General features: G+C 52.8%; 17 protein-coding genes. 7 read left to right on the plus strand and 10 right to left on the minus strand.

Annotated features, from left to right (window positions below):
- Window positions 1-240: 240 nt before the first annotated feature.
- Together QTO31_RS15270 and QTO31_RS15275 are read right to left on the minus strand one after the other, a co-directional pair.
- Window positions 241-2,214 carry a PAS domain S-box protein gene (locus QTO31_RS15270; RefSeq protein ID WP_301429950.1) on the minus strand — a complete coding sequence of 658 codons (1,974 nt, stop codon included), beginning with the start codon at window positions 2,212-2,214 and terminating at the stop codon, window positions 241-243.
- 767 nt (window positions 2,215-2,981) lie between these two features.
- Window positions 2,982-3,446: a CBS domain-containing protein gene (locus tag QTO31_RS15275; protein ID WP_031460459.1), complete on the minus strand. Its 465-nt coding sequence runs from the start codon at window positions 3,444-3,446 to the stop codon at window positions 2,982-2,984.
- A 492-nt stretch (window positions 3,447-3,938) separates the two neighbouring features.
- On the opposite strand from QTO31_RS15275, the gene QTO31_RS15280 reads away from it, so the two are divergent.
- From QTO31_RS15280 to QTO31_RS15300, 5 genes are all read left to right on the plus strand, one after another.
- Entirely contained in the window at window positions 3,939-4,901 is a 963-nt protein-coding gene (locus QTO31_RS15280; protein WP_301429951.1) for a glutaminyl-peptide cyclotransferase, read from the plus strand.
- A gap of 42 nt (window positions 4,902-4,943) precedes the next feature.
- Window positions 4,944-5,657: an FKBP-type peptidyl-prolyl cis-trans isomerase gene (locus QTO31_RS15285; protein WP_301429952.1), complete on the plus strand. Its 714-nt coding sequence runs from the start codon at window positions 4,944-4,946 to the stop codon at window positions 5,655-5,657.
- A complete protein-coding gene (menC, locus tag QTO31_RS15290; RefSeq protein WP_301429953.1) occupies window positions 5,657-6,766 on the plus strand; it encodes an o-succinylbenzoate synthase in 1,110 nt (369 codons plus the stop codon). The genes QTO31_RS15285 and menC overlap by 1 nt, the downstream gene beginning before the upstream one ends.
- A gap of 132 nt (window positions 6,767-6,898) precedes the next feature.
- Entirely contained in the window at window positions 6,899-7,564 is a 666-nt protein-coding gene (locus QTO31_RS15295; protein ID WP_301429954.1) for a DUF4230 domain-containing protein, read from the plus strand.
- A gap of 138 nt (window positions 7,565-7,702) precedes the next feature.
- Complete coding sequence (locus tag QTO31_RS15300) at window positions 7,703-8,356, plus strand: DUF4230 domain-containing protein (protein ID WP_301429955.1); 654 nt, start codon at window positions 7,703-7,705, stop codon at window positions 8,354-8,356.
- 79 nt (window positions 8,357-8,435) lie between these two features.
- Here the strand turns inward: QTO31_RS15300 and QTO31_RS15305 are convergent, their stop codons facing one another.
- The 8 genes from QTO31_RS15305 to carA all read right to left on the minus strand — a co-directional run bounded on the left by QTO31_RS15305 (window position 8,436) and on the right by carA (window position 16,378).
- The gene (locus tag QTO31_RS15305) at window positions 8,436-10,259 is read right to left on the minus strand and encodes an ATP-binding protein (RefSeq protein ID WP_301429957.1); all 1,824 of its coding nucleotides are present in this window, start codon (window positions 10,257-10,259) and stop codon (window positions 8,436-8,438) included.
- A gap of 2 nt (window positions 10,260-10,261) precedes the next feature.
- Window positions 10,262-11,413, minus strand: coding sequence for a DNA double-strand break repair nuclease NurA (locus tag QTO31_RS15310; protein WP_031460912.1), 1,152 nt, complete (start codon window positions 11,411-11,413; stop codon window positions 10,262-10,264).
- Window positions 11,410-12,555 (minus strand): Druantia anti-phage system protein DruA, encoded by a 1,146-nt coding sequence (locus QTO31_RS15315; protein WP_301429960.1) that lies wholly within the window; start codon window positions 12,553-12,555, stop codon window positions 11,410-11,412. Before QTO31_RS15315 ends, QTO31_RS15310 begins: the two co-directional genes overlap by 4 nt.
- 408 nt (window positions 12,556-12,963) lie before the next feature.
- Entirely contained in the window at window positions 12,964-13,197 is a 234-nt protein-coding gene (locus QTO31_RS19345) for a PIN domain-containing protein (protein WP_081910063.1), read from the minus strand.
- Between the two features lie 80 nt (window positions 13,198-13,277).
- Entirely contained in the window at window positions 13,278-13,490 is a 213-nt protein-coding gene (locus QTO31_RS15320) for a type II toxin-antitoxin system VapC family toxin (RefSeq protein ID WP_031460910.1), read from the minus strand.
- A complete protein-coding gene (locus QTO31_RS15325; protein WP_301429962.1) occupies window positions 13,478-13,717 on the minus strand; it encodes a hypothetical protein in 240 nt (79 codons plus the stop codon). Before QTO31_RS15325 ends, QTO31_RS15320 begins: the two co-directional genes overlap by 13 nt.
- 602 nt (window positions 13,718-14,319) lie before the next feature.
- On the minus strand, window positions 14,320-15,153 hold the full coding sequence (locus tag QTO31_RS15330) for a TRM11 family SAM-dependent methyltransferase (RefSeq protein WP_301429963.1): 834 nt from the start codon (window positions 15,151-15,153) through the stop codon (window positions 14,320-14,322).
- A gap of 100 nt (window positions 15,154-15,253) precedes the next feature.
- Window positions 15,254-16,378: a glutamine-hydrolyzing carbamoyl-phosphate synthase small subunit gene (gene carA / locus QTO31_RS15335; protein ID WP_031460908.1), complete on the minus strand. Its 1,125-nt coding sequence runs from the start codon at window positions 16,376-16,378 to the stop codon at window positions 15,254-15,256.
- Window positions 16,379-16,579: 201 nt separating this feature from the next.
- On the opposite strand from carA, the gene QTO31_RS15340 reads away from it, so the two are divergent.
- Together QTO31_RS15340 and QTO31_RS15345 are read left to right on the plus strand one after the other, a co-directional pair.
- Window positions 16,580-17,695: a glycosyltransferase gene (locus QTO31_RS15340; RefSeq protein ID WP_031460907.1), complete on the plus strand. Its 1,116-nt coding sequence runs from the start codon at window positions 16,580-16,582 to the stop codon at window positions 17,693-17,695.
- 41 nt (window positions 17,696-17,736) lie between these two features.
- On the plus strand, window positions 17,737-19,086 hold the full coding sequence (locus tag QTO31_RS15345) for a M20 family metallopeptidase (protein ID WP_031460906.1): 1,350 nt from the start codon (window positions 17,737-17,739) through the stop codon (window positions 19,084-19,086).
- Window positions 19,087-19,137: the final 51 nt, after the last annotated feature.

A 19,137-nucleotide genomic window follows, 5' to 3' on the forward strand; every position in this document is an offset into this window, starting at 1 on the left:
TTATCTATCAGCGTACTTATTATAACTCAAACCATCTCATTACGCCCTTATGCAACCTAGAAGAGAGGGGGCAACGTTTCCGGTTTGCGGTCGTATGTGACACGTCAATGAACGTTATGTATTTACCTGTAGTATTCCCTAATCTGCGCTATTTGCCTGAAAACGCAGTAGGGGCGCACGGCAGTGCGCCCCTGCCAATGGGAGGTGACACATCAGGGATGCACGGCAATGCATCCTGCTCTAACCGGTAGTTCGGGAACCCGCCTTTACCGTGCGACCGTTCAGTGTCGGTTGCTTGACACGCCGATGGGATAGCGCGTAAGCGATTCCTTCCTGCAATGTTGCTTTGGTCACAATCCCCCGAAGATCAGCACCGAGATACACGATCGTCTGCGCGATTTCTGGGCGAATACCGGTCAACACCACTTGCGCACCAAGCATACCTGCTGCCTGAGCAGTACGTAACAATGCACTGGCAACCTGCGTATCAACAACCTTGACCCCAGTAATATCAATGATAGCAATCGTCGCCCGGTACTGAGCAACGCCGGTCAACAATGTCTCCATGATGCGCTGAGCGCGGCTGGTATCAATCGCACCGATCAACGGCATTGCGACCACACTATCGGCAATTGGTAACAGAGGCGTACTCAGTTCGTGCAAAATCGCTTGCTGTGCCTCAATAATCTGTTCCTGCAATGCGATGGTCTGCCGTTCACGCTCGGCCTGGCGTTGTTCAGTAATGTCGCGGATTATTACGAGCACATCGTCTCCGCTAAGGGTCATCCGCGCTTCGTAATCGCGCATCTGACCATCTATCTGCATCTGATACTCATAACGTTGCAAGGTACCGGTGCGTTTCAGCTCTGCCAGATGATGAGCTGTCAAGTTGGCTAGCTCTGGCGGCAGCACTTCGGTGAAATGGCGATTGAAAAAATACTCCGGTGGAACTGCTGGGTTAATCTCGTTTGAATGGTAATCTCGAAAAACCCCATCCTGCGATAGGAGAAAAATGAGATCAGGCAGCGCCTGTAAGAGCGACCGGTGACGCTGCTCGCTGGCGCGGAGTTGCTCTTCAGACTTCAATTGCTCAGTTACGTCGTGGTTTATAATTCCATAGCCAATTATCTGTCCCTGCTGATCGCGCAATACTGGAATAGACACATAGGCTGTGATGATTGAACCGTTATCATGCACATAGCGCAATCTGGCATAGGTATCATGGCCGGCTGCTACCTGGCGGATGAGCACTTCAAGCTGATCACGGTCATCGGGATGGATTAAGGAAGGCCAGGATTGCCCAATCAGTTCACGATAGCCCAACATTGCGACAAATGCTGGGTTGGCATAGCTAATTTTCAACTGGCGATCAAGCAGACCGATCCCATCAGGTGCATTCTCGACGAGCAATTGAAGCGTTCGCCGCTCTTGCTCTTGCTGCCGTTGTTGAGTAATATCCTCGTAGAATCCCAATACTCCTACCACCTGATTATGACGCACCAACGGTAATTTACCGGTGCGTACCCAGATGGTACTGCCATCACTACGAGTGAGTATCTCTTCAATATTCAGTTTTGGACCAGATGCCATCACCGAACGATCGCTTGCCTGATAATCGAGCGCTCTCTTCTGCCATGGCAGGTCGAAATCGGTCTTACCAATGATCTCTTTGAATGTGCTCAGACCGGCATCAGCCAAAACACGACGGTTACAACCGAGAAAGCGCGACTCTTTATCCTTCCAAAAGATACCTATCGGGAGATTGTCAATAACGTTATGCAACATCTCACGCTGTTCATACAACTCCTGACGTAAGCGGTGAAGAGCGGAAATATCTTGACCGATTGAGGTAAAGCCGGTCACTGTACTATGCTCATCGTAGTGAACGACGACTGACCACAGGAATGAAAAAACGGTTCCATCGCGATGCAATACACGATTTTCGATCTCTACCGAACGCTGGTGTGCGGTGATCGCTTCAACCATGATCTGCTGCAAGCGCTCTCGATCATCGGGATAGGTGAAATCGAGTACCGACTTACCAATACACTCCTCTGGGGAGTATCCGAAATAGCGCTGCGTAGCAGGATTAGCAAAGGTAATGACTCCTTGATCATCGGATTCGGTAAGAACGAACCCGGTATATGACAGAACTGTATAAAAGCGTTCGATCTGACGAGGGGTAAATTCAGGTGGTGTTACAGATATACTCATCGGCTAGCCTCCAAAGCTGGCTCATGATGTCAAATCAAAAGTCCTGCCTTTACAGGCAGGACTTTTGATACTGTCAATATCTATACTTCCAGGGTACTGAATCGTGATAGGAAGTCTAATTCGGGGAAAGATAAAGGTGAAGATTGACAATTCTGGAGATAGCATGATACTGTAACTCTAACTTTAGCAGGTTTTTATCTGTAATTACACTAGTCTATCACCGTATATTGGCGTCTCTATCATATATGATACACAAGCCTAACGCTCTTGTCAACCAAATTTTTACCAGATGTAGGGGTTTTCAACGTTTTCATCCGGCCCATGGGATACGGTGGAAGCACGACTAGGAACGAAACGATCCTTGCGACACATTCAGCGAGTGTCTGTACGTTCTCCTTCACGTTGCTCCCAAGGGAATAACGCTACTCACCGATGATGCACACCACCAGGCGATAGTTATGCCCCTTTGTCTCCTTTGGTGGAAGAGAAAAGTGGCAAAGGAGTGGTGAGGGATTAACCCGCCCCCTTCTTTTCCCCTGGTGGGAAAGGAAGAGGGCGGGGGTTGGTGAGGGAGCTTTCATGTCGTCAACACGTCGTGCCGATATAACAGGCAATAGTTTCGCTCTTGTGCTTAGAACACAGGTGACAAACCTGCGCTCCGATGGAACATAAGCACGTCTCCCAGGCTCTTATCAATCATCGATGAACGAAGGTGTTGATCACACGTTAAGACTGTTTACGTCGTCACTTTTGAGACGAATCCCTCATCAAAACCGGGGATGACTATCTAGTTGTTGCACCAGTGCCTCGAACAGATCGCTCTCGGTGATAATACCGATAACGCGGTTCTGGTCATCGACAACAGGTAAACCGCCGATCTTATTCTCAATCATCAGTAAGGCAGCCTCGCGCAAACTAGTTTCTGGTGTAACCGCAATTGGGTTTTCAGTCATCACTTCGTACACTTTTACATTCCGTAGAGCCTGGGCAATATCGACCGGATCAAGGCCGGCGACACGCATAATATCGGCGCCGCGGATGTCGCCCTGGGTGATTATACCGCGCAATTCACCGGTATCGACAACGACCGGTAGCCGTCTGATGTCGTGCTCGCGCATCAGCGCCAGTGCTTCACTGAGTGGTGCAGCAAGATTGATCGTGATCGCCGGTGTGCGCATCCAAAAGCGGATCTCCTGTTCGGCCGGAATATCCGGTTTGGTTTTGTTTGCCATGGTGCGCCTCCTTGCGCTTACTGAACAATATCTCCGGTAACGATGATTGTACCATAGTAACGGTCTATTTACAGGGTATCACTTGCCCTCGTGTAGTAGTAATCTGTCAACCAGATGGATATGGTTGACAATACCCTACTGCTCTTCAGCCGATTCGGGTGGAAAGTGGTACAATACCTCTCGTCGGTAGAGGTAGGGTTGTCAGAGTTCTCAGTGCGCATATTGTGAAGTGTGCCTCTCATTCCCCCGCTCATCTTAAGGGAAGTGGGAGTGTGAGGCAGGGCTAGCACCCGATCTCGATTTGATGAGAGGGGCTTCAGCCGCACGTCGCAGGAGGCGAGCCAACGGCCCGCATGCTCAGGGGTTTGCCTGGTGTAGGCTTCGTTGTCGAGATGCGCGAGACGTTCAGTGATGTCGCTCCGTTTTTGAGCAACTCAGTCATCGAATCTAACCCGAAGCTGAAGACATTGGTAGAAGGAACGGAGGAAGGTTGTGCGCTGGTTGTTGCTGTGCTGGGGAGCACTGAGTTGGTTGGCGGCATGTGCCGCACTACCGCCAACAACCGCTACCCCCACACCATCTACACCATCGGCAGTGTCATTATCAATACCATTAGCGATGGCACCTGTACCGACTGCAACAACACTGGTTGGTACAACCGATACGCCCCCAGCGCAAGTGCCGCCATTGCTGCCGTACCGTGTGGTGGCAAGCTATCCACATGACTCGCGAGCATGGACACAGGGTCTCATCGTTGCCAGGTCGGGTCGGCTCTTTGAAGGCACTGGCGATTACGCCAATTCCTCCCTCCGTGAAGTGGAGACAGAAACCGGTCGGATATTACGCCAGGTCGATCTCGGCGATCCGACACTCTACGGTGAAGGTATCGCTCAAATCGGTGATCGTATCTTTCAACTTACCTGGCAAAATCAGGTTGGCTTGATCTACGATGCAGCAACGTTCAATCGAATCGGTTCGTTTACATATCCCACACCACCCGCTACCATGCCCCGTGAAGGATGGGGCTTGACCTACGACGGCACACACCTGATAATGAGCGACGGCACTGCAACACTCTACGTTATCGATCCCGAACAGACCGTCACCACCGGTCAACTGGCGGTTAAGTATACGATTACCGTGAAAATTGGTAATCAACCACGGGACCGGTTGAACGAACTGGAATACATCAACGGCGCCATTTTCGCTAACGTCTGGTACAGCGACCAGATTGTGCGCATCGATCCAGTCAGCGGTCAGGTCACCGGAATTCTTGATCTGAGTGGTCTGCTGTCGCCAGCGGAACGGGCTGCTGCTGATGTTCTCAACGGAATCGCCTACGATCCAGCAAGCGGGCTAATCTTTGTAACCGGCAAATACTGGCCACGCCTGTTTGCCATCGCGCTCGAACAGACTATTTATCTACCGATGATCTCCACCAGGGCAGATCAGTAATTCGTATTGCCCATCAGGGCCTTATCAGACAGGAGTCTTCTCATGACAACAGCCAGTGGTCTTCAGTATGTTGAAGTTCAGGCCGGTGATGGCGAGCAGCCGCAGCCCGGTTCGGTGGTCGCCGTTCACTATCGTGGCATGCTGGCCGATGGGAGCGTCTTCGATAGTTCGTATGAACGAGGGGAGCCAATCCGCTTTCCGCTTGGTGTTGGGATGGTCATTCCCGGCTGGGATGAAGGGATCGGGTTGATGCGGGTTGGCGGGAAGGCGCGGCTGATTATTCCGCCGCACCTTGCCTACGGTGAGATGGGGTATCCTCCGGTCATTCCACCCAATGCCACGCTGACCTTCGATGTCGAGCTGGTTGAGGTGTTGCCGGGGCCACCCGAAGCCCCGCAAGACCTCCCCGCTGATCGCTACACAACCAGCGCCAGTGGCCTACAGTACGCCGATCTGACGGTGGGTGAAGGCGCCACCGCGATTGCCGGCCGCACGGTGACGGTACACTATACCGGTTGGCTCACCGATGGTAGTATGTTCGACAGCTCGCTGAGTCGGGGCGAGCCGTTTGTCTTCCCGCTAGGCGCAGGTCGGGTCATTCGCGGTTGGGATGAAGGTGTGGCCGGGATGCGAGTGGGTGGACGCCGACAGTTAATTATTCCGGCAGCGCTAGCCTACGGCAATCGCGGTGCGGGTGGTATCATTCCACCAGGAGCCACCCTGATCTTTGAAGTAGAGCTATTGGAGGTACACTGATGCGGATCGAAGCCATCGAATTGCGACGGATCAGGCTACCCTACCGGACGCCATTCGAGACGAGTGGCTGGCGCGAAGAGGCTAATCATTCAGTTATCGTGACCCTGCATAGCGAAGGTGCGGTCGGTTGGGGGGAAGCACCGGTTGGCGCCGGGCCGTGGTACAACGAAGAGACACAGGCGACAGCCTGGGTGATGATGCGTGAGATTCTGGCCCCGATGATATTGGGCCGTGATCTGAGCCGACCTGAAGAGGTTGATACCATTTTTGCCCGTGTGCGCGGCAATCGGATGGCGCGGGCCGGCCTGGAGTTTGCTGCATGGGACCTATTCGGGCGAGCGTATGGCAAGAGCCTGAGCGCAATGCTCGGCGGTACCCGACAACAGGTCGAAGTCGGGGTCAGCGTTGGCATTCAAGAGTCAATTGAAGCCCTCCTTGAAGTCGTTGACGGCTACGTAAAAGCCGGTTATCAGCGAGTAAAACTTAAAATCAAACCGGGGTGGGATGTCGAGCCGACTCGTGCCGTGCGTGAACAATGGCCTGATTTGCGGCTACAAGTTGATGCTAATAGCATCTACACCCTCGATCAAGCCGATCAACTGGCCTTACTCGACGACTTCGATCTGCTTTTGATCGAACAACCACTGGCCCACGATGATATTATCGACCACGCTAAATTACAACGGCTCTTACGCACACCTATCTGTCTTGATGAGAGTATCGTCTCACCTGAACACGCTCGTTGGGCCATCGAGTTAGGAGCTTGCGGGGTCATCAATATCAAACCATCGCGAGTAGGCGGTTTTACGGCGGCCCGGCGAATTCACGACCTGGCCCAGGCAGCCGGTATCCCCGTCTGGTGCGGTGGAATGCTCGAAACCGGTATTGGCCGGGCAGCCAACGTTGGGCTAGCCAGCCTGCCCAATTTCAGCCTGCCTGGTGACATCAGCGCCAATGACCGCTATTTTACGCAAGACATCGTAACCAACCCTTTCACGCTCAATCCCGACAGTACGCTTAGCGTGCCAACTGGGCCGGGCAGCGGGGCTGAGGTCGATCTCGACCGCTTGCAGGCAGTAACGACCGATTATGTAATGTTGCGGGCGTAGATGGGTGACTCGGCCTTTCTCTTAATATCGGCAGGGGCGGGTTTGAAACCCGCTCCTGTGTGGATGTAATGGTTCTCATCCAAGAAATCCTTTCGTGATCGCAAGGCAAGATGATCTCAACCACATCGAACAATGATCAAACAACACTCAATTCAATGGATTGTAAGCGGGATTGTTGCGCTAACCGTGTTTGGCCTGCTGCTCTTCCTTATCAATAGCAACTGGCGCAGTCTGACCACGACGGCGACCCCAGTGCCTGAAGAACCCTGGCCCACGCTTCCCCCAACCTTTACCCCTCTACCGCCAACGGTAGCTCCGGCAGCACCGACGCTCATTCCTCTACCCGATCTACGCCGGATCGATCCGGCAATTGAGCTGGCAATCAAGTTTCCGGTAACAACAGTAACCACGGTTCGCGGAGCGCAGAGCTTCTTCGGTCGCGACGAGATTACCCTCAAAGTCACAGCGGAAGTTCGCTTGGCAGTTGATCTGAGCCGGGCTGAAATCCGACGTGATGGCAATACTCTGCTGATCCGGTTGCCACGAGCAACAATTTCCGGCGAACCTAATCCGATTGAAATCGAGGTGATCGGTGAGTCACGACGTTGGATTGGTTCACAGATTACAGCCGCTCAAAATCAGGCATTAGCCCAGGCCCGTGCCGAGATTCGACAGCGGGTTGCCAACGATCAGGAATTGATCAGTATCGCCAGTGAAGTTGCTTATCGTCGGCTCGAACGCTGGCTAATCGACGATCTTGGCTTTAGTCGGGTAACCATCGAGCCAATCATTCCCTGATAATGGCGGGGCTAAGACTCATGGCGCTTTTCCACCAACGTTCTGAGATATTGGGGAAGGAAGGCATAGATAATCGATAGCAGAATGTTTCAGACTCTCACCAAATCGATTCCATTGACCTGAAAAACGGAGGAATGTGTGCAAACGCTGAAACTTATCTGGAATGGTCTGGCCGTTGCTGCCGTCCTCTTCATGGTCTGGAGCGTCGTACAAGCCTTTCAAGAAATGTCAACCCCTCCGCCAGCTCCGACCACTACTGTGGAGACACAGATTATCGAGGCCGTGCGGCGAGTCAACAAACAGATTTTCATCGAGCACTACGCAGGGGTAGAAGTACGTCATCTCGACGCACCGGGTGGTTGGGCAGCCTTCCTGCGCAACCTCGGTGTACGTCAGGAATTTCTGGTTCTGATCCGGGGGCGCGTACCGGCGGGCATCGATCTAAGCCAACTGCGCTCTGAAGACATTTGGGTCAGCAGTGATGGCCGGCGGGCACAAATTACCCTTCCACCGCCACAAGTCTTCACCGAGCAGGTGTCGCTCGATCTGGCGAACAGTCGCGTGATTGAAAATACCGACTTCTGCCCTGGTTTCATCTGTCCGCGCACAAACCTTGAGAGCTTTTTTCAAGCGGTCGATGCGGAGGCGAAAGCGGCATTAGTCCAGGCTGCAATTGAGGCTGGCATTCTTTCTCAGGCCGCCCGTGACGCAGAGGCCTACTACACCCAGTTGCTCAATAGTCTGGGTATTGCTGAAGTGCGGGTGATTGTGCGCGGGTATGGTGGGGGGTAGTTCGAGAGATCACGCTCAACTTCACTATAAGTATACTGAGGACAACAAACGCTTGGTGGGAAGTGACCAAATGATCGCTTTATGTTCTCAGTTTATTAACATTCAGGAAATCCTCTACTTCATTGAAAGCGTTGAAGAACAATGGCGTCCCGGCAAATGAGAGCGGTGAGACGGGGCCAATCGTCATGAATGAGTACTCTCTGCTGCCAGTATCAAACGATGAATGGGGATCTCTGAATAATTGGTAAAGGTCAAGAGCTTTACTGCGTCCGCCCACTAACTCACTCAATGCCTTGAATTCAGCCCCCATACCTAAACCAAAACCGAAGAAAAAGATGCGTAATTGCTCCAGGATTTCGCGATGCAGGCTAGAGAGGGTTTGACTGATGAACATCCACCCAACACCATATTTACGTGTAGTACGGGTGGCATCAATCAGGATGCTCCGAATAGCGCGTTGCTCATCACTGCCTGGATCATCGCGGGGCGCAAGACGATGGGCCTCGTCCATTAATACCAGCGTGTTAAGACTGCGGTTTTGTTTGTAGGCATATTCTGCTGCCGTGCGAATACCTTCCAACAAGCGTTTGATCACGAGCGCCTGAATTGTCTCATTCCAAAACAATTGTGTAGGTAGCGGTTGAGGTTGAGGTTGGTCATTATCAAACAGAGGGAGGGATGTTGCTCTCTTACTATTCGTTTGAGTTACCTGTTCCGTTGACAAGTCGATAACGATAAGAGATCGTTTTTCCTGATTCGGACTAAATAAACCAGTCAATAAGCTTTCTACCTTTTTTCGTGTTCCGTTATGATCTTCACGAAAGAGCTGCGTTATCGGAAGCCAAACAGTTTGGTAGAGATCGTTCTGATTCGTTTCAGCCATTTGTTGACGGACTCGTTCTCTAGCTTCCTTGGAACCATAAATCCGTACTAAAATACGCTCTTCTTTTAAATGGTTCCAGGTCTTGTCGAAACTATCTCTACGATGCAAATCGGCAAGCTTGACACCAGCCTTCTGCAACTGCTCGCTAATAGCTTCTGCTGCCTGGCGCTGGTTTTCGCTAGCCTTCACACCGAGGCGTTGGAAGAAACCCGACTCTAAAAGAATGTGCTCAAACAAATCCCACCTATCTAAGACTAAATCTTGCACACCATAAACCTTTGTCGGTTTTGTCAGGCTATCTAACACTCGCTTCATCGGCAAGCGAAATCCTCCTAACGCCATATCCCCTCTGACTTCTTTGGCAAATTCCCCTTGCGGATCAATGACCAGGATCGCCATCTGCGGATGACGAGCGTAGGCAAGCAGAATCATCTTCGCGAGTACCGACTTGCCAGAGCCAGTCTTGCCAAAGATGCCCAGATGATAGGCTTCACCAGCACCTTGCGGGCCAATATCGAAATGTTTGAACCACAACGGCAATAGTGGTTTTGAGCCATAGATGCGCCCTAGATAGAAAAGCTGATCGCGGTACGGAGAGAGTAATTCAGATAAGACGCTATCGTTAGCCAGATAAATTGGTGTGCCGGTAGCCGGAACGGTACCCAGTATACTGGGACGATATCCATTGGGACCGGCTGCAAATACCGCACTAATCGTCATATCGCCACGGTGGGTATCCTGACGCTCGCTAATTGTGTCTACACGTCCATGCTGACGGATCAGGCTGCGCATAGTGGGGTCTTCATGCCAAACATTGCGCATGCTCACCTCTGTGATCTGCCCTAGAGCGTAGTGCGAGCAATTGTCCTGATAATAACGAAAGAGCGCCAGTTCTCCGACCAACTTTTTGTTGACAGCTCCCGCCAAAATATCGAGTGCCACTTCGTTGGTAGAGGAAGGTGATCCAATGACACCAATTCGTTCGGCCGCATCGACCAATTGATCTAGGTGCTTTGACATCGTTACACTCCTGACTCAGTGCGATAACCATGCAGACCGAGAAAAACATCGGAAATGTTTCCCTGGTACGTCTCAGCGATATGCTGAGAGGTCACCTGCCGAAACGTAGGGATCGCCTTTGGCAGGTGCTTTACCATGCGATCAGCGAGATAGAGGGGGAACGGTTCCATCACTGACGGTGTACCGCATTGATGGCGGACTCCGTGCAATACCATTGCCAATCGTGATGAGTTTTGGGCAATTGCGCTACTCATTTCTAAGCGAAGGGCTGGGAGCCAGGGGTAGGGTCGATAGTACACCACCTGAATCTCGTTGAGAGCGGCAATAATCTGGCTCGCCAGTTCCTCAACAGTTCGATAACCAGTAGAGGTAAGTGGTGTAATATTCAAATGCCAGGGCTCAGATGGTTGCTGCAATACCCTGGGCTTCGTATATTCTCCTGGCTCTAGAAGAAAACTTAGTAGGCCCCGATCATCGTGTGAGTCGGGCCAGCCCATGACCTGCCCAATCTCGCGCCTTGTCGTGTACTTAGGTACTGCCAACCAGCAACGATCACTACGATTGGAAGTGAGTACCGTCAAGTATGCTTCTAGCATCGAGGATGCTTGTTTGAGAAATTGAGCAGTTGTTCGCAGATGTGCAACTTCCTGGCTTTTATTCAATGCCTGATTAAAGTAGATGAGAGGTGTTGTGAGCGAACCATCGAGAAAAACGATCTCGTGTGGTGCATGTAGTGCCAATTCTAGCTCCATCCCAATCATTACAGCACGCAGAATGGTACCCGTTTCGGCTTCATGCACCTCTGTCTCTACCCAAACCTGATGACGGGGTTCAGGCCAGTGACGTGTTTCGGAAGGTGGTGTCAAACCCTCGACCGCTACTGCGGCTGCGGCAACCAGATCGCTGGCCAATAATCGTTCTATCGCACATGATCCGTCTATTCCGCACGTCGTAGGAACCGGCACGTAGGGCATTTCGGAGTCACGACGAAGCATGCCAGTGCGTTTCAACTCTTCCCGCCATTCTGCCCGATGTGCACGCACCTGTTCAAAATCATGCAGTAACTTCTGGCTAAGATTCTCAGTACGTTTGAGAATCTCATCTATCAGTGCAGATGGTAGTTCGCCGAAAGGACGTTCTGCCGACTCCGTCATAGTATTACCTCGGCTACCTTGTCTTGCCCGATACGTAAGCGATTTTTTATCTCTTCGTTACGCCACTCTTTCCATTCATGCACACGCTCAACACGCGGTAATAGCCAGCGTTCTCTCCACCATGCCACGAGATCAGAGAATGGCAGGTTGCGATAAACTGGCGTGGTATCGCGTCCTTCCATATATGCTTCCAGGTTATCTATGAGACGGAACAGAAATACTTCGCGCTTTATCCCGTGGCGAAGGAATTCAGCCGAGAAGCCTAATCGTTCGAGTGCGCGTACCATTGTTTGCCATTTCCGGCGCGGGCCAGTGCCAAAACCACCGTATGTTGAAATACCCTGGCTTTCTAAGAATTCGCGGAAGAGCGGATATAGTTCCATGAGATGGAACGTGCCATAACCCTCGGTGTATCCAAGCGATTCTGCAATCGCTACGTCCCTGTACTTAAGACGATTGTACAGGCTACTTCTTCCAAACGCACTCGTTGTCGTTAGGGCAACAAGATGAGGCGGTAAGATACGCCGTTCCATCTCGGTCATCCGTCCAACGTATTTCTGCCAGTACCGCTGACGAACCTCATTTGATGCCGCAACCAAAGCAACCAGCTTGCCACCAAGGAGATAATCATACGGTGGCACTGCCCCCAACGTTTGAATGTCCATCGTCTGGTTCACTAACTCTGTCTTCCTGCCAGGTGGATACTGAAAGAGACGATCGCGAGCCGGAAAGCTCAGCGGTGGTGACTGCAATGCTAGTAGGCCAATAAGTTTGTTGTTCGCTTGATCGATGAGTAAAAACCGTAAGCGGCGACCATACCCTTTCGAGAATGGCAGCGACCAGAGTAAGCGAGCGACGCGGAAGAGATCATGATGTTGCTTTTTGGTCACCTCAACCAGTATAGGATCAATACGCTCAGGGACTACTTCGTCACCACAAGCGAAATACTGAAGATATTTATGAAGGTTTTGTTCAAGCCAATCCTGCTGGGTGACAAGTTCTTGCTGAGCTGCCGGTTCATGAATCTGTCGCAAACCTGCCTTATCCAGGATGGGTGGATAAAGACTGTGGTTATCCGTTATCACGAAGCCAACTTCCTGTAATTTACGCGATACAAGGCTAGCTAAGTCTACTTCATTCACAATGAAATCCCTGTGATCTCATATGCTTCTTTCTACTTACCGATTAGCATAGCCAGAACAATCAGGTATGTCAACCAATGTTCTCTCGGATCAGAGGTTTTCTACGCTTTCAGTGCCTTTCCTTCCACCCCAACATCCTTCCTTTCTCATAGGCGAATCGTGAGGTAGATTGGTGACTCTCTCACAATGATGTGCTAATGCACCAGCCAATGAGTTTTAGCCGCCTACTGCACAACGCGAGCTAGCGGCCCGCGATCCCAGGGAAATGACACGGTTCAGGGATTGCTGACAGCAGGAGCCGGATGTTCGTTGGTGTCGCGCCATAGTTGAACCGTTCGGTCATCGCATGGAACCCAAAGCTGAGAACTCCAAAAAGCCCCAGGTAGAAGGTCATAACGTTGAAGATGCCTAAGCAGGTGTGCGCAACACATCTGCAAGCACCACAATTGGGAGGTTGGGTACACGATAGAATACTGGGCCATTCGTGATAAACAGCGCGCACTGCTGTGAGAGCGCAGTTGCAGCATGAAGCGCGTTGGGCGTTTTCAAACCCAATCCACGCAGGCGAGCCGCTTGCTCCCTCAGCGGTAGCGTGACCGGAATCAGGTTCACTTCCCGGGCGCTCAAAAAATCTCGAAACAGGGCTTCTCATTGCGGGTTCTGATCGCGGATCGGCTTCATAAGTGTTTCGAGTCCCCGATGTTCGCCGCACGTTGATATGCTCAAGGATGTAAGATGTTCTGATCGCGGATCGGCTTCATAAGTGTTTCGAGCCAGGTCAGTTCGCTCGTAATAATCGCTATATTCCCATTATATGCGGCCCGCCAGAGTGGTTCCGATAGAGATCGATACGGCTCGATTCGCTCAATCGCGTAGATCACGGCATTTGAGTCAACATACACTCGGCCGGATAAAGGGAGAATTAGCGTTCCCATGCGTCGCGCTCACCGTGTAGGTAGGAATCAACGTCTTCAGCCGTCTGAAAGGCAAGGTGTCCCGGTGCATCAGCCAGTACTGCTATGAGCGATCGAGATGGCCTGGCAGGTGCATAGGGCAATTCGACAATCACTTCCACTGCGATACCAACTGGAAGTTGGGCGTCCACGATCTCGATCTTGCCACCTGGCTGAACCTGAGCCGTGAGACGTATTGCGGCCTGCATAGGTCATCCTTTCTTTTGCGCATCGTTCATTTCTTAGCATACATCCCGTCCCGACTGGCAATACCATGCGCATATCAGGATTCAGATTCGCTCCAAATGCCTTCTGGACAGCCGTGCTCGAATGTTGCTGCTCATGATGATGCTGTCGTAATCGGTATTCATGGTGTATTGTCTATATTATTGCAAGCATATCCGACGCGCTATCGGTGGTCAATGCCAGTGCGGGGAGGAGAGCTTTTCAAAGCTTTCATTCTACTCAGCAGTGTTGAGGTGAGGAGAGAGGACGGGAAACGTGAACGGGAGGGGCAGGTTTCCAACGCGCCTGCACCAGCGTGCTCCTGATCCGACGCGGGTTCTACCGCTACTACCGCACGATACAGGCCTCTGGCCCACGCACCCAGGTGACTTTGTGGGTCGGAAGTCATCGGCAGCAGGTGCGTGATGTTCGTCGGTGTTTGGTATTTCACAGTTCGGTCATCGCATCGCACCCTGAAACTGAAAACCTTGCAGGCTTCTACATACAACGTCAACATACTCTGCAATGCTCAACCATACCACACCTGCAATCGACAGTAGCAGACCAGGAACGCCTTTCATCCCCCCTACTCCCCCCGCCAGCGGAAAATCAAAATAAACTGATGCATCTGGTTGGCAACGAACGTGTAGGGGTAGCCAAATGGATACAGGCGCTGGCTCTGATCGTGCCAGATTTGGTACCCGCGGTATTCAAGGCCGGGAATCTGGCGTAATGCCACAACAAGATCGGCATGGAGCATGTTGTGATGCTCGGGGGTTGGCTGGAGATCTTTCGCAAACACGACCAGGTGTCCATCGGGCCGCAAGACTTGCAGCGCTGAGGAAAGAATCGCGCTTAGTTCGCGGATAAACTCGTGGTAGGGAAGGTTGCCCAGATCAGCCGGTGATGTGGTGAAGGGGGTTGGTTGTGGTCGCCCACGCTTCCGCCGCTCGCCGGTTTTGGGGCGCGCCATCATTGCCGCATACGGCGGATCGGTTAAGATTAGGTCGAAGGGGCGTTCGTGAACTGCCGGCAAGTCGAGAAGATGCCGGGCATCGGCGACCAGGTAGGTTTGCGGTGGTATCCCTAGCTCGGCGCAGACCGCCTGGTAAATGGTTGCGTACTCCGGTGAGAGATCAATCCCAACGGCTGTGCGTTCTTCAAGAGAACTGGCGATCAAGGTACCACCTACGCCCGCAAACGGATCGAGAATATGACCATGCCGACGGGTGAAAAAGCGAATCAGCTCAGCCATCAGTTGTGGTGGTTTGGGTGAGGGATGTTTGCGGCGCAAGTGGTGGGCCAGACTCGCAGCGCCACGAGTAGGGTAGGCAGTGCTAATCACCGACCGCAGAGCGTAGGTCCAAGCCCGTGCATCGAGGTCGTTGAGCCGATTACGAGGATCGCGTTCGTTGGTCATCGGTGATCGCCGGCGATCAAAAAGGTGGCCGGTATCTGTTTGACCCTTCCTTCTCCTCGATCAGGAGAAGAAAGGGTAATGCGGAAATCGTTGTATCGCCTTATGACCGGCGGGCGGCCATTGCTTTGGCAAAACGGGCAAACAGATAGGTCGCATCGTGCGGCCCTGGCCCCGCTTCAGGATGGTACTGCACACTGAAACACTGTAAATCAGGGTAGTCAAACCCTTCCAGCGTCTGGTCGTTCAGATTGATGTGGGTCAAGAGCACACCAGCCGGTAGCGAGTCGGGGTCTACCGCAAAGCCATGGTTTTGCGAAGTAATCTCAACCCGACCGGTTGGTAAATAGCGCACCGGATGATTGGCGCCGTGGTGACCGAAGGGTAGTTTGTAGGTACGTCCACCGAGGGCTAACCCCATCAGTTGATGACCGAGACAAATGCCGAAGATCGGCAACTTCCCAAGTAAGGATCGCAACGTGGCAACAGCGTAGGTGGCCGCAGCCGGGTCACCTGGCCCATTCGAGAAGAAGATACCATCAGGGTTAAGTGCTAACGCATCTTCGGGTGGTGTTGTCGCCGGTACAACGGTCACTCGACAGCCATGATCGACCAGGCGGCGCAAAATGGTGCGCTTGAGACCAAAATCGTAGGCAACAACGTGGAAGATCAGTTCTTGTGCCGGGCCGTTCGGGTAGGGCGGAGTAAACGGAACGCTGTTGGTCGTCCAGTGGTAAGGTTCAGGACACGTCACCACCTGCGTTAAGTCTTGCCCCTCCATCGGCGGGGCAGCCCGACACTTGGCCAGTAATGTCTCAATCGAAGCACCGGTTGTCGAGATGATACCGCGCATCGCACCGGCAGTTCGGATATGGCGTGTTAACGCACGAGTATCAACATCGCTAATCGCGACGATGCCATATTCGCGCAGCAACTGAGCTAGACTGCCGCGGGCGCGCCACGAGCTGTAATGTTCGCTGTAACTACGGACAATGAAACCGGCAACCTGGGGCTGGATCGACTCAGGATCGAAATCGTTGACACCAGTATTCCCAATGTGTGGCGCGGTCATCGTTACCAGTTGACCACAATACGAGGGATCGGTCAATATCTCTTGATAGCCGGTCATGCCGGTGTGAAAGACCACTTCACCAACCCGCTCGCCCGGTGCACCGAAGGAGCGACCGGGAAAGACCCGACCATCTTCTAGAACAAGTACTGCATCCATCGTTTGTTGAACTCTCATGGCGGGCACAGACCGATTGCTGTCGCCCTTCAAACTATTTTGTGTATTGTAACATAGAAGTCACTCTATCCGTTGCGCGACCACAGTGGTTATGCCAGGAGACGACCGGACAAGGAACATCCAGACACACTCTCAGAGCCTCGCTTACCCTTCACACCACAAGGTCTGGTATGATACAGCCCTATGCACATCGTCCAACTCTACAAAGACTATCCACCGATTCAGGGTGGCATTGAAAACCATCTCCGGTTATTGAGTGAAGGCCTGGCAAACCGCGGACACCGCGTAACGGTTGTCTTTGTCGCTCCCGGACGACATGGCTGGCAGATGGAACGGAATGGGGTTACGCTGATAGCCACGCCACGATTATTCACGCTGGCCCGCGCCCCCATCAGTCTACCGCTGCTCTGGCTGATACGACGTTTACAACCTGATCTGATCCATTTTCATCACCCGTATCCGTTCGGTGACCTGGCGTTGCTGGCACTCCCAACCCCACTGGTCGTCACGTATCACAGTGATATTGTGCGTCAACGGGTTTTGGGGCGACTTACTGCACCGATTGTCGAGCAGACGCTACGACGGGCGGCCCGCATTATCACCTCCAGCCCGGCGCTGGTGGATTCATCGCGTTGGCTCGCCCGTCATCGCGAACGGGTGCGCGTGGTGCCGTTTGGGATACCGCCTATGCCTTTACCAGACTCCCGCCTGGTGACAGCACTGCGACATCGTTTCCCTCGTCCAAATGCCTTATTTGTCGGGCGGTTGCGTTACTACAAAGGGGTTGATCGCCTGATTCGCGCTCTCACATTACTACCCTACGGTCACGCAATAATTGTTGGTGGTGATGCCACAGTACGCGGTATCGATCTGATCCGATTGGCTGCCGATGTGGGAGTGGCTGATCGAGTACACGTATTGGGCGCCGTCGATAACGCCACGTTGCGAGCACTATATGCGATTGCCGATGTCTTTGTGCTGCCCTCAGTGGCACGCAGTGAAGCCTTCGGCATTGTGCAGATTGAAGCCCAACAGGCCGGGCTACCGGTTATCTGTACTGAGCTGGGTACCGGCACGACATATGTGAATCTACACCGACGCACCGGCCTGGTCGTACCGCCTGACAATCATGAGGCATTGGCACAGGCGCTCCACGATCTCTGGCAAAACCCAGATCGAGCACGAGCCTTCGGGTTAGCCGGACGTGAACGGGCAGCTACCGAGTTTAGCCTTGACCGGATGCTCAGCCGTATTGAAGCAGTCTATGCTGAAGCCCTGACGACAGCGACAGTGCTATAATGGCAATACAAACCTCCGTTCTGCATTACCTGGAGCAGTTCATGGAACGTTTTACCGCGTACATCGAGAGCCAGCGTTCACGTTTTCTTGCCGAACTGGCCGATATTATTCGTATTCCCTCAGTGGCGGCCCAAAATCGGGGCATTGAAGAAACCGCAACCTTCGTTGAGCAACGACTCCGCCGTCTGGGAGCCGAAACCCGCATCTTGCGCGCCGATGGTGGCAATCCACTTGTCTATGCGACCATCGGTCGTGGTACACGCACACTCTTGATCTACGACCACTACGACGTACAACCAGCCGAACCGCTGGAGTTGTGGCAAAGCCCACCGTTTGAGCTGACCGAACGCAATGGAAAGCTGTACGGTCGTGGAGTTGCTGACAATAAAGGCAATCTTATGTTACGCATACAGGCCGTAGAGTCGTGGCTGGCAACCGAAGGCGAACTACCGATTCGCATCATCTTTGTCGTTGAGGGTGAAGAGGAGATCAGTTCGCGCACGTTACCGGCTGTTTGTCGTGAATACGCCGATCTCTTGCGGGCCGATGGTTGTCTGTGGGAGACGGGAGGAGTGGATTTGAGCGGACGCCCCATGGTCACTTGTGGCGCGAAAGGCATTCAATATGTCGAGTTAATTGCCCGTGGTGCCCGCTATGATCTCCATTCGTCGTATGCCACCTTCGTGCCAAACCCTGCCTGGCGTCTGACCTGGGCACTTAACACGTTGAAAGGCCCTGATGGTCGGGTCCGTATTCCTGGATTCTACGACCGGGTGCGACCACCATCCGACAATGATCTGGCAGCACTGGCATCCATTCCGGCTGACGACGACAATGAATTGTTAGCCAACCTTGGACTGAGCGATTTTCTCGATGGCGTGCGCGGGATTGAACGTTTGCGTCGTCATCTCTTTGAACCAACCTGCACTATTTGCGGTCTGGTGAGTGGCTATACCGGTGAGGGTAGCAAGACCGTCTTACCCAACGAAGCCCGTGCTAAGATTGACTTCCGGCTCGTACCCGATATGGAACCGGCCGAGGTTTTACAGCAGTTGCGGCAGCATTTAGATGCGGAAGGGTTCCAGGATATTGAGATTGTCGATCTGGGAGGTGAACATCCGGCCCGTGGCCCACTCGACGCGGCTATCGTCAGGGCTGCATTAGACTCGGCGCGTGAGGTGTACGGTAGCGAACCGATCCTCTACCCAACAATGGCCGGAACCGGCCCGATGTATCCACTGTGTACGGCGCTGGGCACGCCGGTTGCCAGTGGCGCCGGATGTGGTTACCACGGCTCACGTGTTCACTCACCGAATGAAAACATTCGCCTTGCCGATTACTGGCGGGCAATGCAGTGGATGGGTAGTCTCATACGACACTTTGCCGGGTAAATGACGTACCTGCCTGAACGCCAGCCGTTGGTCATCATCCTGGTGCTGAAG

Source organism: Chloroflexus sp. MS-CIW-1, from assembly GCF_030444705.1.
Lineage (GTDB): Bacteria > Chloroflexota > Chloroflexia > Chloroflexales > Chloroflexaceae > Chloroflexus.

Bases quoted from the DNA above. Each gene is read 5' to 3' on its own strand.
- QTO31_RS15270 (WP_301429950.1), bottom strand. From the start codon at position 2,214: ATGAGTATATCTGTAACACCACCTGAATTTACCCCTCGTCAGATCGAA.
- QTO31_RS15275 (WP_031460459.1), bottom strand. From the start codon at position 3,446: ATGGCAAACAAAACCAAACCGGATATTCCGGCCGAACAGGAGATCCGC.
- QTO31_RS15285 (WP_301429952.1), top strand. From the start codon at position 4,944: ATGACAACAGCCAGTGGTCTTCAGTATGTTGAAGTTCAGGCCGGTGAT.
- menC (WP_301429953.1), top strand. From the start codon at position 5,657: ATGCGGATCGAAGCCATCGAATTGCGACGGATCAGGCTACCCTACCGG.
- QTO31_RS15295 (WP_301429954.1), top strand. From the start codon at position 6,899: ATGATCAAACAACACTCAATTCAATGGATTGTAAGCGGGATTGTTGCG.
- QTO31_RS15305 (WP_301429957.1), bottom strand. From the start codon at position 10,259: ATGTCAAAGCACCTAGATCAATTGGTCGATGCGGCCGAACGAATTGGT.
- QTO31_RS15310 (WP_031460912.1), bottom strand. From the start codon at position 11,413: ATGACGGAGTCGGCAGAACGTCCTTTCGGCGAACTACCATCTGCACTG.
- QTO31_RS15320 (WP_031460910.1), bottom strand. From the start codon at position 13,490: ATGGGAACGCTAATTCTCCCTTTATCCGGCCGAGTGTATGTTGACTCA.
- QTO31_RS15325 (WP_301429962.1), bottom strand. From the start codon at position 13,717: ATGCAGGCCGCAATACGTCTCACGGCTCAGGTTCAGCCAGGTGGCAAG.
- QTO31_RS15330 (WP_301429963.1), bottom strand. From the start codon at position 15,153: ATGACCAACGAACGCGATCCTCGTAATCGGCTCAACGACCTCGATGCA.
- carA (WP_031460908.1), bottom strand. From the start codon at position 16,378: ATGGATGCAGTACTTGTTCTAGAAGATGGTCGGGTCTTTCCCGGTCGC.
- QTO31_RS15340 (WP_031460907.1), top strand. From the start codon at position 16,580: ATGCACATCGTCCAACTCTACAAAGACTATCCACCGATTCAGGGTGGC.
- QTO31_RS15345 (WP_031460906.1), top strand. From the start codon at position 17,737: ATGGAACGTTTTACCGCGTACATCGAGAGCCAGCGTTCACGTTTTCTT.